Annotated in this window: 14 protein-coding genes; all 14 read left to right on the forward strand. The window is 57.5% G+C overall.

The genetic code is table 11. The features are described 5' to 3' along the window. Positions 1–25 precede the first annotated feature (25 nt). The 14 genes from soil367_RS15005 to soil367_RS15080 all read left to right on the forward strand — a co-directional run bounded on the left by soil367_RS15005 (position 26) and on the right by soil367_RS15080 (position 15,343). On the forward strand, positions 26–487 hold the full coding sequence (locus soil367_RS15005; protein WP_136549862.1) for an RDD family protein: 462 nt from the start codon (positions 26–28) through the stop codon (positions 485–487). A 520-nt stretch (positions 488–1,007) separates the two neighbouring features. Beyond that, positions 1,008–1,460, forward strand: a complete 453-nt coding sequence (locus soil367_RS15020) for a GNAT family N-acetyltransferase (protein ID WP_136549863.1) — start codon at positions 1,008–1,010, stop codon at positions 1,458–1,460. Positions 1,461–1,533: 73 nt separating this feature from the next. Then, complete coding sequence (locus tag soil367_RS15025) at positions 1,534–2,331, forward strand: DODA-type extradiol aromatic ring-opening family dioxygenase (RefSeq protein ID WP_136549864.1); 798 nt, start codon at positions 1,534–1,536, stop codon at positions 2,329–2,331. 229 nt (positions 2,332–2,560) lie between these two features. Continuing rightward, on the forward strand, positions 2,561–3,226 hold the full coding sequence (locus soil367_RS15030) for a c-type cytochrome (protein ID WP_216642732.1): 666 nt from the start codon (positions 2,561–2,563) through the stop codon (positions 3,224–3,226). After that, complete coding sequence (locus soil367_RS15035; protein WP_136549866.1) at positions 3,223–4,233, forward strand: c-type cytochrome; 1,011 nt, start codon at positions 3,223–3,225, stop codon at positions 4,231–4,233. Before soil367_RS15030 ends, soil367_RS15035 begins: the two co-directional genes overlap by 4 nt. Before the next feature lie 275 nt (positions 4,234–4,508). Then, on the forward strand, positions 4,509–5,573 hold the full coding sequence (locus tag soil367_RS15040) for an HlyD family secretion protein (RefSeq protein WP_136549867.1): 1,065 nt from the start codon (positions 4,509–4,511) through the stop codon (positions 5,571–5,573). A 12-nt stretch (positions 5,574–5,585) separates the two neighbouring features. Beyond that, positions 5,586–8,357, forward strand: a complete 2,772-nt coding sequence (gene rbbA / locus soil367_RS15045; RefSeq protein WP_136549868.1) for a ribosome-associated ATPase/putative transporter RbbA — start codon at positions 5,586–5,588, stop codon at positions 8,355–8,357. A gap of 2 nt (positions 8,358–8,359) precedes the next feature. Further along, complete coding sequence (locus soil367_RS15050; protein ID WP_136549869.1) at positions 8,360–9,478, forward strand: ABC transporter permease; 1,119 nt, start codon at positions 8,360–8,362, stop codon at positions 9,476–9,478. Positions 9,479–10,159: 681 nt separating this feature from the next. After that, complete coding sequence (locus soil367_RS15055; RefSeq protein ID WP_136549870.1) at positions 10,160–11,128, forward strand: AAA family ATPase; 969 nt, start codon at positions 10,160–10,162, stop codon at positions 11,126–11,128. Between the two features lie 35 nt (positions 11,129–11,163). Continuing rightward, positions 11,164–13,647, forward strand: coding sequence for a S8 family peptidase (locus tag soil367_RS15060; protein ID WP_136549871.1), 2,484 nt, complete (start codon positions 11,164–11,166; stop codon positions 13,645–13,647). 270 nt (positions 13,648–13,917) lie between these two features. Next, complete coding sequence (locus soil367_RS15065; RefSeq protein WP_136549872.1) at positions 13,918–14,406, forward strand: hypothetical protein; 489 nt, start codon at positions 13,918–13,920, stop codon at positions 14,404–14,406. A 13-nt stretch (positions 14,407–14,419) separates the two neighbouring features. Further along, on the forward strand, positions 14,420–14,710 hold the full coding sequence (locus tag soil367_RS15070) for a hypothetical protein (protein WP_136549873.1): 291 nt from the start codon (positions 14,420–14,422) through the stop codon (positions 14,708–14,710). Positions 14,711–14,771: 61 nt separating this feature from the next. Continuing rightward, the gene (locus tag soil367_RS15075; RefSeq protein ID WP_136549874.1) at positions 14,772–15,050 is read left to right on the forward strand and encodes a type II toxin-antitoxin system RelE/ParE family toxin; all 279 of its coding nucleotides are present in this window, start codon (positions 14,772–14,774) and stop codon (positions 15,048–15,050) included. Further along, positions 15,050–15,343, forward strand: coding sequence for a HigA family addiction module antitoxin (locus soil367_RS15080; protein ID WP_136549875.1), 294 nt, complete (start codon positions 15,050–15,052; stop codon positions 15,341–15,343). The genes soil367_RS15075 and soil367_RS15080 overlap by 1 nt, the downstream gene beginning before the upstream one ends. Positions 15,344–15,571 lie beyond the last annotated feature (228 nt).

Genomic DNA, 15,571 nt, shown 5'->3' on the forward strand with positions numbered 1-15,571 from the left:
CGGCCATTCATGTCGGGAGATGAAAGTGCAAGCTGATGAATTGGAATATGTGGGGTTCTGGCCGCGAGTCGGTGCATCTTTGATCGATACAGTTCTTATGGGAGCCATACTATGGCCACTCCTGACAGCGTTCTACGGAGACTCATACTGGACAACTGAAAACGTCGTCCAAGGCCCAATGGATTTTTTGCTGTCTTGGGTATTTCCTGCGGTTGCCGTCATTCTTTTCTGGGTCACGAAACAGGCCACGCCGGGGAAGATGGCGGTCTCAGCTAGAATCGTTGATGCAAAAACCGGCAGCCCTGCAAGTACCGGACAACTGATCGGTCGTTACTTTGCGTACTACGTATCAATGATACCTTTTGGTCTCGGGTTCATTTGGGTCGGGTTCGATGCGCGTAAGCAAGGCTGGCACGATAAGCTTGCTGGCACAGTTGTCATACGGAAGAAGAACCGTGGGCCCGAGCCAGTTTCTTTTGGTCGTTAACCATGTCCCCTGGCTCCTAGATTTCCACCCTATTGGTGTATAGGCGACAACTAAAGGTCTCGGGCGGTTGTGCGAGTCTCTTTGAACTCCTCAGAGAAAAAGAGCATTTATGGGCTGGTTAGTTCTCCTCGCCGTGGTTGTCGTTCTGTTAGCGCTGCTTGCCGCTTTTTTGAAGTCACGGGGCTCGACGAGCACTGACTCCCCCTACTTGAAGACTCCGGCGCTGTTTTCCCCAGCAGAGCGGTCGTTCCTTGGCGTTCTCGATCAGGCTGTAGGTGACACCTACCGCGTTTTCCGGAAGTGCAGTGCCCCTATGGTCCGAAGAGAAACCAAAACAGGCGCGAACGCGGGTCAGCCATTTTGGGGTTGCAGCACATTCCCGAAATGTCGAGGCATCATCAAGGTAAACGCCTGACTCGCGATTCTGCGCACACCAATCCGGAACAGGGCTCCGAATTGACCCCTGTTCCTCAATTCGCGCTTCCAATGCTGAGTAGGATGGGTATCAAAGGGAGCGGACATGAATTGTGAGATCAGGAATGCCCAACCAGCGGATGCGGGCGACATTAGCCGAGTGATTATTGCCGCGCTTCGGCAAACAAATGGCCAGGACTACCCCCAGGACATCATCCAGCGTATCGAGAAGAGTTTCAGCCCTGACGGAATCTCGCGACTTATGAGCGAACGAAAGGTCTTCGTAGCTGTGATCGGCGGGGACGTCGTAGGAACAGCCAGCCTTGACGGGCAAGTTGTTCGATCGGTGTTCGTCGCACCCGGCAAGCAAAAGCAGGGTATCGGTAAACGACTCATGGATGCGGTTGAGCGAGCCGCCCGCGATGCGGGGATGCAGATACTGTCGGTACCGTCGTCCATTACAGCGGAGGCTTTTTATGCTCGGCTTGGGTTCATTCCCATCAGTGAGCGTTATCATGGCGACGAGCGCACCATGATCATGGAGCGAGAGCTTGGATGATGCCCGGCATACACCGATCTGTCCGGCTGCCCTGACGAACGCTAAGCGCCGCGCCATACCGGAGGCAAAACCCATGAAGCCGCTACCCCACGCGATATTCATCTCCCACGGCGGCGGGCCCATGCCGCTACTGGGCGATCCGACGCACCGCGAAATGGTTGCCAGCCTGCAGAACATCGCGGCAAGCATGCCCCGACCGGACGCTATCGTCGTCGTCAGCGCCCACTGGGAGGAGCGCGTACCCACTCTCACCGCCGGCCCCAGCCCTTCGCTGATCTATGACTACTCCGGCTTTCCACCGGAAGCCTACGAGATCGAGTATCCCTGCCAGGGCAAGCCATCCCTGGCTCGCGACATCCACCGGCTGCTCGAAGGCCGCGGCTTTGAGTCCCGTCTCGACGAACAACGCGGCTTTGACCACGGCGTCTTCGTACCGCTGAAAATCATGTATCCCGCGGCCGATATCCCCTGCGTGCAGCTGTCCCTGTGCAGCCACCTCGACCCGCTTTTTCATATCGAGCTGGGCAGCGCCCTTGGAACCCTGGCCAGCCGCAACGTACTGGTGCTCGGCTCGGGCTTTTCTTTCCACAACATGCGCGCTTTTTTCTCGCCCGGTAATGCCGAAGCGACCGAAGCCAATGAAGCTTTTGAAGGCTGGCTACAACAGGTGTGCATGGACCCCGAATTGCCGGAACACCGTCGGCGGGAGCTGTTGGTGAACTGGAGTGACGCGCCCGGCGCCCGCTTCTGCCATCCCCGGGAAGAGCATCTTATGCCCCTGCATGTGTGCTACGGCGTGGCGCAAACGCCCTGTTCGGAGATGCGGAAGGTGACGGTGTTGAATAAAAAATCGAGTACGTTTTTGTGGTGACCGGGACCTTTTCTGCCGGGTTCGGTCCTGAGCAAGCCACTTGCGCCAATGGCTTGCAAAACGTTTTAGCCCGCAGCGGCTTCGAAGCGTCGTCTGACCAACAGTTGCTTTGCTGACGCTTCCATCTGGTTGCAGGACTCATCTATGATGGAGTTACATCACGCCAGGATGTTTAGCGCGATGGAGCCCGGCTCTTACCGGTGCTCGCCACCCGGGAGGGATGCAGACCGTGAAACACCTGCCAACCGCTTTGTACGCTTTGGGCCTTTCCCTTCTCCCCGGCCTGGCGCCCGCTGCGCCCGCAGGAGACGCGACCCGCGGGGCTGAAGCTGCAGCCGTCTGTGTCTCCTGCCATCAGGCCGACGGCTCAGGCATGAACATGGAACAAGGCGAATCCTGGCCACGTCTCGCCGGCCTGAACGCCGACTACCTGGCCAAGCAGTTGCGCGATTTCCAGTCGGGCGAGCGCGTCAATCCCACCATGAAAACCTTCGCCAACATGCTGACAGAACAGCAGATTGTCGATGTCGCCCAATTCTACAGCGAGATGACGCCTACCCAGGGCAGAGGCGGCGAGGATGCCGACAAGGCGGTGCTCCAGCGCGGGCAAACGCTCGCGACAGCGGGCCACTGGTCGGAATACATTGTGTCCTGCGAGAGTTGCCATGGCCCCGACAATCAGGGGGCCGGCTCGGTGTTCCCCGGCATCGCCGGCCAGCATGCCGGGTACATCATGGCGCAGCTGAAAGCCTGGCAGGAAGGCACCCGCACCAACGATCCCCAGGACCTGATGGGCACGATCGCCCGCCGGATGAGTAGCGAGGATATCCACGCCGTTGCCGCCTGGCTTGCAACCCAGCCTTCAGGCGACAGCCAGGAGGGAGCAACGCCATGAGATCTCTGATTGCTTGTGCAACACTGGCCGCTTCGCTCCTGCTTGCCCCCTTGAGCCTGGCGAGCGAGCGCGAAGACGATTACATCAACACCCTGACCGAACTGGGCTATCCAGCGCCAAAAGATGCCGAACTGGTGCATATTCCCCCCACCCTGGACGCGCTGGAGCAGTCCGACATGCACCCGGAACTCAAACGGGTCATCCGCCGCGGGCACGATCTGTTCACCAACACCCAGCAATTGCGCGGCGAGAACGTCTTCAACAACATGAACTGCTCCAGCTGCCACCTGGGCGAAGGCCGCATGCCCTTCAGCGCGCCCGTGTGGCCCGCAGCCGTGACCCTGCCCGGGTTCCGCGGCAAGAACGGGCACGTCAACAGCCTCGAAGAGCGCATCGCCGGCTGTTTCACCTTTTCCATGAACGGCAAGCCACCGGCCTATGGCAGTGACACCATGCTGGCAATTGCGGCGTACCATCAATGGCTTGCGAAAGGCGTGCCCATGTATCCCGAGAAGCCCATTTATGGCCGCGGTTTTCCGGCACCGGAACGTCCGAAAGCGCTGAGCTATGCCCGCGGCGAAAAGCTGTTCGCGGACAAGTGTTCGATCTGCCACGGCGACGATGGGCAGGGTCTTGCAGTCAGGGGCAAGACGGTCTTCCCTGCGCCCTGGGGCGACCATTCCAATAACTGGGGCGCCGGTATTGTACGGCTGCAGACCGCCGCTGGCTTCATCAAGAACAACATGCCCCTGGGCCAGCCCCTGTCCCTGTCTGACCAGGAAGCCTGGGACATTGCGTATTTCATGAACAGCCAGGAACGCCCCCAGGATCCCCGCTACACCGGTGACGTTAAGGAGACCCTGGAGAAATTCGGCCCCACCTTCCATAAACACTCGATGTACGGCCAGAAGCGGGAAAGCGACGGCAAGTTATTGGGCGACCACGCCAATACCGGTGAGAAGGATTTCCTCAAGCCCGACACCATCCGACCGCGGACCTTCGACTAGGCCTGCTTTCATCGAGTTAACCGGCTTTCGTCGAGTACGCCTGCTCCGTAAAGGTCCCCGGCCCCGGGGCCTTCCAGCGTCCTGTCCAGACCTGAGCCGAGCCATTTGCGACGGCCGGAGCCGACGTCCCGGCGCTGCCGCACGCGGCAGAAAACGTCGACCGCACAGCCTCATACGTAGAAATAGCAGCGCTGAAAAGTAACGGAAAGGTAACCCGGCCCTCCCCAAAATGGCATACTGAAGTTCGTCCTTATGCGTAAATAGCGGATACATATATGTCAGCTAGAAAGTGGCTCCCCTGGATCGTAGTAGTCGCAGTTGCCGTCGCGGTATTTGCCGCCTGGAGTGCGTTCCGTCCCGGCGGGCTGCCGGAGCATATAGCCAGCGGCAACGGCCGCATCGAGGCAACGGAAATCGACATTGCCACACGGTCCGGTGGCCGCCTGCTGGAGGTCATGGTGCGCGAAGGCGAGTTCGTAAAAGCGGGCGAGGTGCTGGCCCGGGTGGACACGCAAAGCCTGCAGGCGTCGCTGCTGGAAGCCGAGGCCCAGGTTCAGCAGGCGCAACACGCAGAGCTGGCCGCCGAAGCGCTGGTGTCCCAGCGGGAAAGTGAAAAAGCCGCCGCCCAGGCCGTGGTGGCCCAGCGCCAGACCGAGCTCAAGTCTGCCCGCAACCGCTACCAGCGCTCCCAGACCCTGGCCCAGCGCGGCTCTGTCTCTACCCAGCAACTGGAAGACCATCAGGCATCAATGGAAGGCGCAGAGGCGGCGCTCAACGCGGCGCAAGCGCAGGTGGCGGCGATGGATTCCGCAATAGCAGCAGCCCGGGCGCAGGTGGTGCAGGCGCAGTCGCTGATCCGGGCGGCGCAGGCGACCGCCGCGCGGCTGCAGGTGGAAATCGACGACGCCGATCTCGAGGCCCCGCGGGACGGGCGCATCCAGTATCGCGTGGCGCAACCCGGTGAGGTGCTGGCGCCAGGCGGCCGCGTACTCAACATGATCGACATCAGCGAGGTCTACATGACCTTCTACCTGCCGACCACCGCCGCCGGCCGGGTGGCCCTGGGCACGGAGGTACGGCTGGTGCTGGACGCCGCGCCGGACATGGTCGTGCCCGCGAAAATTTCCTTTGTTGCCAGCCAGGCCCAGTTCACCCCCAAGACGGTGGAAACCGAAAGCGAGCGCCTGAAACTGATGTTCCGCGTGCGGGCCAGCATTGATCCGGACCTGCTGCGGAAATACGCCGAGCAGGTCAAGACCGGACTGCCGGGCATGGCCTACGTGCGCACCGACGATGATCAGGAGTGGCCGCCAGAGCTGCAGATGCAGTTAGTGCAGTAACCGGTGCCGGGCATGAACGACAACGAAAGCAGGGCCACATCGCCGGTCATCCGCCTTGATAGCGTCAGCCTGCGCTACGGCAAAAACCCGGCGCTGCGGGGCATCAGCCTGGCGTTTCCCGCCGACCGCATGGTCGGACTGATCGGCCCCGATGGCGTCGGCAAATCCAGCCTGCTCTCTCTGATCAGCGGCGCCCGGGCAGTCCAGCAAGGCCGCATCGAGGTATTGGGCGGAGACATGGCCGAGGCCCACCACCGCCGGGTGACCGGCCCGCGTATCGCCTACATGCCCCAGGGCCTGGGCAAAAACCTCTACGCCACCCTGTCCGTCTACGAGAACCTCGACTTCTTTGCCCGCCTGTTCGGCCACAGCCAGCAGGAGCGGACGACGCGTATGGAGGAGTTGCTGGCAGCCACCGACCTGCTCCGCTTTCGCGACCGGCCCGCCGGCAAGCTCTCCGGCGGCATGAAGCAAAAGCTGGGGCTTTGCTGCGCCCTGATCCACGACCCGGACCTGCTGATCCTGGATGAGCCCACCACCGGCGTCGACCCGCTCTCCCGCGCCCAGTTCTGGGCATTGATCGAAAGAGTACGCGCCCGCCGCCCCGGCATGAGCGTAGTCATCGCCACAGCCTATATGGAAGAAGCCGAGCGCTTCGACTGGCTGGTAGCCATGGACGAGGGCCAGGTGCTGGCCACGGGAACGGCCGCCGAGCTACGCACCCAGACCGGCACGGACACACTGGAAGCCGCCTTTATCCGCCTGCTACCGGAAGCAAAGAGCAGCCGCCACCAGGCCGTGACTATCCCGCCGCGCTCTGTCGGCACAAACGGCCACAACGGAAAAAACGGCGAAGACGCCCAGGCCGAGATCGCCATCGAAGCCCGGGGCCTGACCATGCGCTTCGGTGATTTTGTCGCCGTGAAGGACGTTAACCTCAAGGTCGAGCGTGGCGAAATCTTCGGTTTTCTCGGCTCCAACGGCTGTGGCAAGACCACCACCATGAAAATGCTCACCGGGCTGTTGCCTGCCAGCGAAGGCCAGGCCCGGCTGTTTGGCAATGAGGTCGACGCCAACGACATGGCTACCCGCCGCCGGGTCGGCTATATGTCCCAGGCCTTCTCCCTGTATGCCGAGCTCACCGTGCGCCAGAACCTGGAACTCCACGCCCGCCTGTTCCACCTGCCGGACGCGGATATTCCCGCGCGCGTCGCCGAAATGGTCGAGCGCTTCGGCCTGGGTGGCGTGGTGGACGCGCTGCCGTCTGCCCTGCCCCTGGGCGTGCGCCAGCGCCTGTCCCTAGCAGCGGCGGTCATTCACCGGCCAGAGCTGTTGATCCTCGACGAGCCAACATCCGGCGTTGATCCCATTGCCCGGGACCAGTTCTGGCAACTGCTGATCGACCTGTCCCGCAACGATCGGGTCACCATCTTCATCTCAACCCACTTCATGAATGAGGCCGAGCGCTGCGACCGCATCTCGCTGATGCACGCGGGGCTGATACTGGCCAGCGACACCCCGGAGGCGCTAAGGGAAGCCCGCGGCGCCGAGACCCTGGATGCCGCCTTTGTCGCCTACCTGGAGGAAGCCGCCGGCAAGGCCGACGAGTCCGTGGCACCTCCGGCCGCGCAAAGCTCTGCGGCTCGCGCACCCAAACGCTTCAGCCTGCTGCGCCTGTTCAGCTACGCCAGGCGCGAAAGCCTGGAGCTGCAGCGGGACCCCATCCGCGCCACGCTCGCCCTGCTCGGTTCGGTCATCCTGATGGTAATCATGGGCTACGGTATCAGCATGGACGTGGAGGATATCCGCTTCGCCGTGCTGGACCGGGACAACACCAGCACCAGTCGCCAATACGTGCTGAACCTGAGCGGGTCCATCTACTTCATCGAGCAGCCGCCGGTTACCGGCTACGACGACCTCGACCGTCGTATGCGCAGCGGCGAACTGAGCATGGCGCTGGAAATCCCGCCCGGCTTCGCCCGCGACCTCCAGCACGGCCGGCCCGTTGCCATCGGCGCCTGGGTGGACGGCGCCATGCCTGCCCGGGCGGAGACCATTGCCGGCTACCTGCAGGCCCTGCACGGCAGCTGGCTGCAGGAGCAGATGAGTCTGCAGTCAACGCCCATCGGCAGCCCCCTGAGCGTCAACGTTGAGACCCGCTACCGCTATAACCCCGACGTCGCCAGCCTCGTCGCCATCGTGCCCGCGGTGATTCCCCTCCTGCTGATGATGATCCCGGCCATGCTTACCGCCCTAAGCGTCGTGCGGGAGAAAGAACTGGGGTCCATCATCAACTTCTACGTCACCCCGGTGACGCGGCTGGAGTTCCTGCTGGGCAAGCAGCTGCCCTACATCGCCCTCGCCATGGCGAACTTCTTCCTGCTCACCGCCCTGGCTGTGTTTTTCTTCGGGGTTCCGTTCAAGGGCAGCTACCTGGCCTACACAGTTGCCGCGCTGCTCTATGCCATAGCCGCCACCGGGCTGGGCCTGCTGGTATCGAGCTTCATGCGCAGCCAGATCGCGGCGATTTTCGGGACCACCATCATCACCCTGATCCCCGCCATGACCTTCTCCGGCATGATGACGCCGGTTTCCGCGCTGGAAGGCATCCCGCGCCTGATCGGCGAGATGTACCCCACCTCGCACTTTCTCACCATCAGCGGCGGTACTTTTTCCAAGGCGCTGGGCTTTGGCGACCTGACCGGCTCCTTCTGGCCCCTGGCCCTGGCCGGACCGGTCATCCTCGGGCTGAGCCTGCTGGCACTAAAGAAGCAGGAGCGCTGACCATGGGACGACTGCGCAATATCATGCACCTGTGCGTCAAGGAATGGCGCAGCCTCGGGCGCGACAGAATCATGCTGGGGCTGATCCTGTTTTCCTTCAGCATCAACATCTACACCACCAGCGCCAGTATTCCGGAAACCCTGCACATGGCTCCGATCGCGATAGTGGACGAGGACAACTCGCCCCTCTCGTCGCGCATGACCGGCGCCTTCTACGCGCCCTTCTTCCTGCCGCCCGCGCAAATCGACCAGCGCCAGATCGACCCCCACATGGACGCCGGCGACTACACCTTCGTGCTGGATATTCCCCCGGGCATGCAACGGGACCTGCTCGCGGGCCGCGAGCCCACCATCCAGCTCAACGTCGACGCCACCCGCCTGGGCCAGGCCTTCCTCGGCGCCGGCTACATCCAGGCCATAATCGCCGCCGAAACACGGGCCTTTGTGCAGGGTGACCGCACAAGCACAGCCCCGGTGGAACTGGAAATACGCAACCGCTTCAACCCGGCCCTGAGCCCCAGCTGGTTCGGCGCCGTGATCGAACTGATCGACAACATCACCATGCTCTCCATCATCCTCACCGGCGCCGCCCTCATCCGCGAGCGGGAACACGGCACCATCGAACACCTGCTGGTCATGCCCGTCACGCCCCTGGAAATCATGCTCGCCAAAGTCCTGGCCATGGGTCTGGTGGTACTGACCGCATCCACTGCCTCCCTGATGCTGGTGGTGCAGGTGTGGCTGCGCGTACCCATCGAAGGCTCCGTCCCCCTGTTCATCACAGGCGCCGCCCTGCACCTGTTCGCCACCACCTCCCTCGGCATCTTCATGGCCACCGTCGCCCGCTCCATGCCCCAGCTCGGCATGCTCATCATCCTCGTCCTCATCCCCCTGCAAATGCTCTCGGGCGGCTCCACGCCCTTCGAGAACATGCCCGGCTTTATCCAGGTCATCATGCAGGCCGCGCCGACCACGCACTTCATTTCTCTGGCCCAGGCAATCCTGTTCCGTGGGGCCGGACTGGAGATTGTCTGGCCGAAGTTGCTGGCTTTGCTGGGGATTGGTGGGGTGTTGTTTGTGGTTTCGTTGCGGCGGTTTCGGAGGAGTGTTGCTGGGGTTTGAGGGGGCGGTTATCTCTGCCTTTAAGCCATCTAGAAGCCGCGCTCAATTTCCGGAGTTCGCATAGGTTTTTGCGGCTTTATTCAGTGCGTGGATCACAGCGGTTGCATCATTACATGGATTTCACAAATGGCAGAGACTAACCTGATGTTTTGGTGAGTGAAGCGGTCGCGTTTACACAATCATTCTGCGGCCTATCTAACCTCTGTCATTCACCTGCTGACGCGCTGGCATCGGTCGAGAGAATAAGAGGTACGGAGTGCCTATCAAGAAGATTGAGATAAAAAATATCAAAGGAATTGAGGAAAAACCCTTTGAACTAGGTATTCTCGCTAACCCGCCTAGCCTCCTCGTCGCACCGAATGGATTTGGGAAAAGCTCATTTGCTGCTGCGTTCCTGAGCCTCTTGCAAAATCGGCTTTCAGTCCACGAAGATCATCATCGGTAACCACCCGCTATTTTTCTAAGGATTACCAGAAAAGGATCGCGGCGCCTCCTGGGATCAAGTTGATAGCTTTCGCGCTGAGGATTTGGAGAATGTTGATCTTTAGCAAAAGCGGGAGGTCCGGTTATCAGAATATGCTAACCTTGCCATAGATTACGGAGCTCAAATTTCTAACTACTTGTCGATGTCGAGTTCCTGTAGGATGTCGCACTGTTTTTTGAGCCGACTCGGATAAAACCATGGCCACTGCGGATCAGATTAAATCGCTCATTCGCTCGTATTCGGAAGAGGATCGCGAGCGGTTCTGCTCGATAGCCCTTCAGGTGGCCGCCCATGAAGCGAAACAAGGGCATGTAACACTCGCGCATGAGATTCGAGCGCTTGTAGACAACCATAGAAGTAGGGCGCATCAAGGACTGAAAGTTGTCCCTTTTCCGCAAGAATTGAAAGGTCTGGTTTTATCTGAAACTCCAGATATTCCTTTCAAATCCCTAGTTGCCCCTCAGACGACTCTAAAACGCTTTGATCAAGTGATTAAAGAGTTCTACCAACGTGGAAAGCTGCAGAAACACGGTTTATCTAATCGTCGGCGCATCCTACTTGCTGGTCCTCCTGGCACAGGGAAAACCATGTCGGCGCGAATCTTGGCTCATGAATTGAAGTTGCCGTTGTATACCGTGCAAGTGGATCGGCTCGTGACGAAGTTTATGGGAGAGACCAGCGCTAAGTTACGGCAGATCTTCGATGTCATGGAACAAAGACAGGGCGTTTATTTCTTTGATGAATTCGATGCCATTGGCGGTGATCGCTCGATGGACAATGATGTTGGAGAAATGCGTAGAGTACTCAACGCATTATTGCAATTTATTGAGCAGGATAAGTCTGATAGCGTTATTGTTGCGGCTACCAACAATCCAAAACTCTTGGATCCGGCGTTGTTTCGCCGATTTGATGACGTGCTCTACTACGCATTGCCAGGCGAGGCCGAGAAAAAACAGCTGATTGAGCTCGTCATGGGAACTTTCCTTAGCAATCGCTTTGCGTGGAAAAAGGTACTTTCTAGTTGTGACGGGTTGAGTCAGGCTGAAATCGGATCAGCATGCCGCGACGCTATAAAAGAAGCGGTTTTACGTGATCTACCTAAGGTAACCGCTAGCGAATTAGTTAGTACATTAGATCAACGGAGACAAGTCTATTCAGGACTCTGAAACTCTCTTCGATAACAAGAAAAAATTAGTAGTCTATGGATAAGCTTTCTCATATCGTTCTCCCAGTTCCGCCTGAAACACAGCTCTATACCAGTACATCTTCTGCTGTCATTCAGAAAACTGTTGTGCCTAGAAATCGAGATCAGCATGGCAATTTTTTGCAGAGCCAATTTTTAAAAGCTTGGGGCGAATCAAAAGATAGTCAGCTCGCCATAGTCGGTGGGCGCGACGGGGTTTACCTCGAATTTGTCAGTGACCCTGATGCAGAGCTATTGACCAAAAGCCTAGAAGATATGCGGTCTAAGAAAGTTAGACTGTTGAACGTGCGCAAAATAAAGAACGCATCCGACCAATGGGTCACATTTGCGACAGTGTATGTGTCCAATCAGAAACGGAATTATTTTGTTAAGAAGTTGGAGGAGTACCTAAGCCAAAACACTGACAAAGGGTATCCAAAACATCAAGACCTTGTTGCGAGCATTTCTGATATTAAAAGTGCCCTGCTGGTTGAATCGTTTTGGACAGACATGGGCGCTCCGAAACCTGGATCTAATAAGGAATGGGTCGAGGTGTGGCTGCGAGGCGGTACCGATGAAGATGCTCGGGTATTTGATAATTTGCTTGCTCAGCTAGAACTGAAGGTCCGCAAAGGAGCCATAAAATTTCCGGAGCGAACTGTAAAGGTTGTCTTTGCCGACTCCGCTGATCTGGAAAAGCTTACCCAGGCAAGTGACGTAATCGCTGAATACCGTCTGGCGAAAACTACTACTGCACTCTTCATGGACATGGTCTCTAAAGAGCAAGTCGGATGGGTCGATGACCTGTTAGATCGAATTGATCAACCTCAGACTCCGGTGTCGTCAGTCTGCATCCTTGATACGGGTGTCAATAACGGCCATCCCTTACTTCAGCCATTTTTGTCTGACGAAGATTGCCAATCCGTGGACCCAGCGTGGGGTTCTCATGATCATTGTCACCATGGAACTCTCATGGCAGGTACGGCACTGTACGGTGATTTAACGCCTGTGCTAGAGAGTGGCGACGCTGTTTACGTTTCACATATTTTAGAATCTGTAAAAATATTGCCGCGCGATGGGAAAAATGAGCCTGATCTCTGGGGATACATTACGGCTCAAGGCGTCAGTAGGGCTGAAATACAGGCGCCAGAACGGAAACGATCTTACTGCATGGCGGTTACTGCAACGGACACTCGTGACAGAGGCCGTCCTAGCTCTTGGTCAGCACAAGTCGATCAACTGGCCGCCATGTGGGATGAACAAAGGTTATTTATAATCAGCGGTGGCAATTCGCTGCAGACCATGAGCGTCACCGAAGCGGCACAGCATTACCCAGAACTTCAGATCACCGAGTCCATTCATGATCCTGCGCAGTCGTGGAATGCACTGACAGTTGGAGCGATAACCAATCTGGTAGATATCGTCGACCCGAACTTGTCATCTTATCAGCCTGTTGCAAAGGCAAACACATTGTCGCCCTTTTCTACAACCTCAAGCACATGGGAAGAGAATAAATGGCCTATAAAGCCGGAGCTGGTGTTGGAGGGAGGTAATTTAGCGATAGACAGCTCGGGATTCGCCAGTGAATGCGATGACCTTTCGATTCTCTCAACTTCTTATCGGCCTGATTCTCAGGGCTTTTTCTACCCCTTCAATATGACGAGCGCCGCGACTGCTGAGCTGGCAAGAATGGCTGCAACCGTTAGGGCTGCATACCCCAGCTACTGGGAAGAAACCGTTCGGGCGCTGCTTGTGCACTCAGCAAGTTGGCCGGAACAGCTTAAGAAGCAGTTTATGTCAGCGGACAAAAAGAGCGAATATAAGAACCTCTTGAAAGTCTGCGGCTATGGCGTACCCAGCCTTGATCGCGCACTTTACAGCGCAAGAAACTCTCTAACGCTGATTGCACAAGCAGAACTTCAGCCATACGACAAAAAGCCAGGCGGTGGTATGCATACACGCGATATGCATCTTTACGATCTGCCTTGGCCTGTCGAAGTCTTACAGTCGCTTCCTGACGAGGTGCAAGTAAAAATGAAAGTTACGCTTTCATACTTTATTGAGCCTGGGCCGGGAGAAATTGGCTGGAAAGATCGATATCGTTACGCTTCCCATACACTGCGATTTGATATCAATAACCCGGGTGAGTCCAAAGGGGAGTTCGTGAAGCGAATAAATAAGGCTGCCAGAGAGCAGGATGAGCTGCTGCCTAGCACTCAATCTGCTTCTGAGCACTGGGTGCTTGGGTCAACGGCTAGAGATCGTGGATCCATCCATTCGGATACTTGGGTCGGCACATCCGCTCAGCTAGCGGCATCTAACTTGATCTCGGTCATGCCGAAAATCGGCTGGTGGAGGGAGCGATCGCAGCTTGGATGCTGGAATCGTAAAACTCGCTATAGCTTGGTAGTCTCCATTGAAACTGAAGATACCCGTGTAGACGTTTATACACCTATTGTTACTAAGCTAAAGCTGCCCGTTGAGGTCGAAATTCAAACTTGATTTGGGCTGTTGCGCACCGGATAAGCTACTCTATACGCAGCATGTAATGCTCATAATTCGCATTGTGCTAAATGATGGAAAACCGGGATAGATTTATTTTCCACTTGCCACGAGCGATATCCGATCCGATCAGCCCGGCACTTCCAAAAGCACGATGAAGTTTTTTGCTCGAGGGAAAGCTTGAGAAGCGTGCGGGCCTCACATTTGGTGGCAGTGCGCTGGGCGGCTCGATTCATTCTGTCGCTGTAGCAGTAGTGGCGGAGGAATAACGTGCGAACCGGATCCCAGCGCGAAGAGTTACCCGAGTACCAGATGTTCCCGAAAGGCATGTGGCACATGATTGGCGCCGCAGTGTGCATGGCGCCGGCCCTGGGTCTACTGCTGGTTTTCCTGGCGCTGGTAAGCTCTCAATGGCTCAGCGACGGAACCGTTCTGGTTGGCTCTCTGGTACTTTTCTTCCTGTCTGTGTTTGTTCTGGTCACCCCCACCTTCCTGCTTTCACGCGGCAGATCGAAATGGCATGGCTTCCTGCTGCGGTTCAACCTCCTGCTGATCGGAGCACTTGCTACAGCCTCCCTGGTGTCCCCCCTGCGGGAAAACACCAACCTGTTCCTTACTACATTCGCAGGCCTCGGCTTTGCCACTGTTGCCCGCTTTTTCTATAAGTCGAACGCGTATACAGGTTGCGTCGAGTACTACCGAGCAATCTGGGCTCATCAGCGAAGATCCTCGCCGTCCAGCACCAGCCCGAAACCCTAAGGAAAAAAACCTAATGGATGAGATGGTCTACCTGATTCTGGACGCGTTGATCGGCGGTCTCGTTCTCTGGCTTGCTGCGAAGCTGACTGCCGTTGATCTGGGTCTGGGAGAAACAGTAATAGCCGCCAGCGGGGCCACGGCGGTGTCACTGGTGCCGACCGCAGGCTGGATACTGTCCATGATCGTGCTGTTTGTGCTGCTGAAGAAGTTCAGCCGGGCCGACATCTGGCCGGATATCATCCTGATGGTTATTGTCAGCAGGCTGGTGGCGTTTGTGGCGCTCATGGCTGCGGGTGGGTTGTGAGCCACCATAACTTCGTCTCGCGATCTTGTTGCGCGATGCGCATCGCGATATATTGGTTCCGATGATTAAATCATTCCGTCATAAAGGGCTAAAGCGCTTTTACGCGACTGGCAATACCGCTGGCATACAATCAGATCACGCCAAGAAACTGCGCTTGCAGCTTGCGGCCCTCGATACAGCCGCTTCAGTGACGGATATGGACATCCCCGGTTTCCGGCTTCATCCGATGAAGGGGAGCGACAAAGGACGATGGTCAATCTGGGTTAACGGAAACTGGCGCATGACGTTCGAGTTTGAGGACGGCAACGCTTACGTTCTTGATTATGAGGATTACCACTGATGACCTTGCATAATCCGCCGCATCCCGGTGAATTCATTCGGGAGGTGTACCTGGAACCTTTCGGCATCAGTTCCCGCCAGCTTGCTTCCAGCCTTGGCGTCTCGCCCTCCACATTGTCACGACTACTCAAAGGAGACAGTGGCATCAGCCCGGAGATGTCCCTGCGGCTGTCCAAGGTATTGGGTCGTACTCCGGAAAGTTGGCTGGCAATGCAGGATATGTATGATCTCTGGTTGGCGCGAAGAACGGTCGATGTGGACAGTCTCCGGCCTCTTGATTTCGAAGCAGCCTAGCCTGGCCAGTTCCCTCCGAAAAACCGGGACAGATTTATTTTCTAGATGAAGATGGGGCCGCCGGGTCGACCTCGAGAACGTTTAAATAGATCTGTTCCGATTTTGCTGATGTGACCGCAGTTGGGGGACGACGGGGAGCGCATGGTTGCGGTTGCCCAAGGCACCATAAACAAAGTCGATGCGAAAAAATGACGACTCGAGAATGTATGTAGTCTTGGGCTGGCGGGA

Origin of the sequence: Hydrocarboniclastica marina, assembly GCF_004851605.1 — a bacterium.
In the GTDB taxonomy this organism is placed as follows: Bacteria; Pseudomonadota; Gammaproteobacteria; order Pseudomonadales; family Oleiphilaceae; genus Hydrocarboniclastica; species Hydrocarboniclastica marina.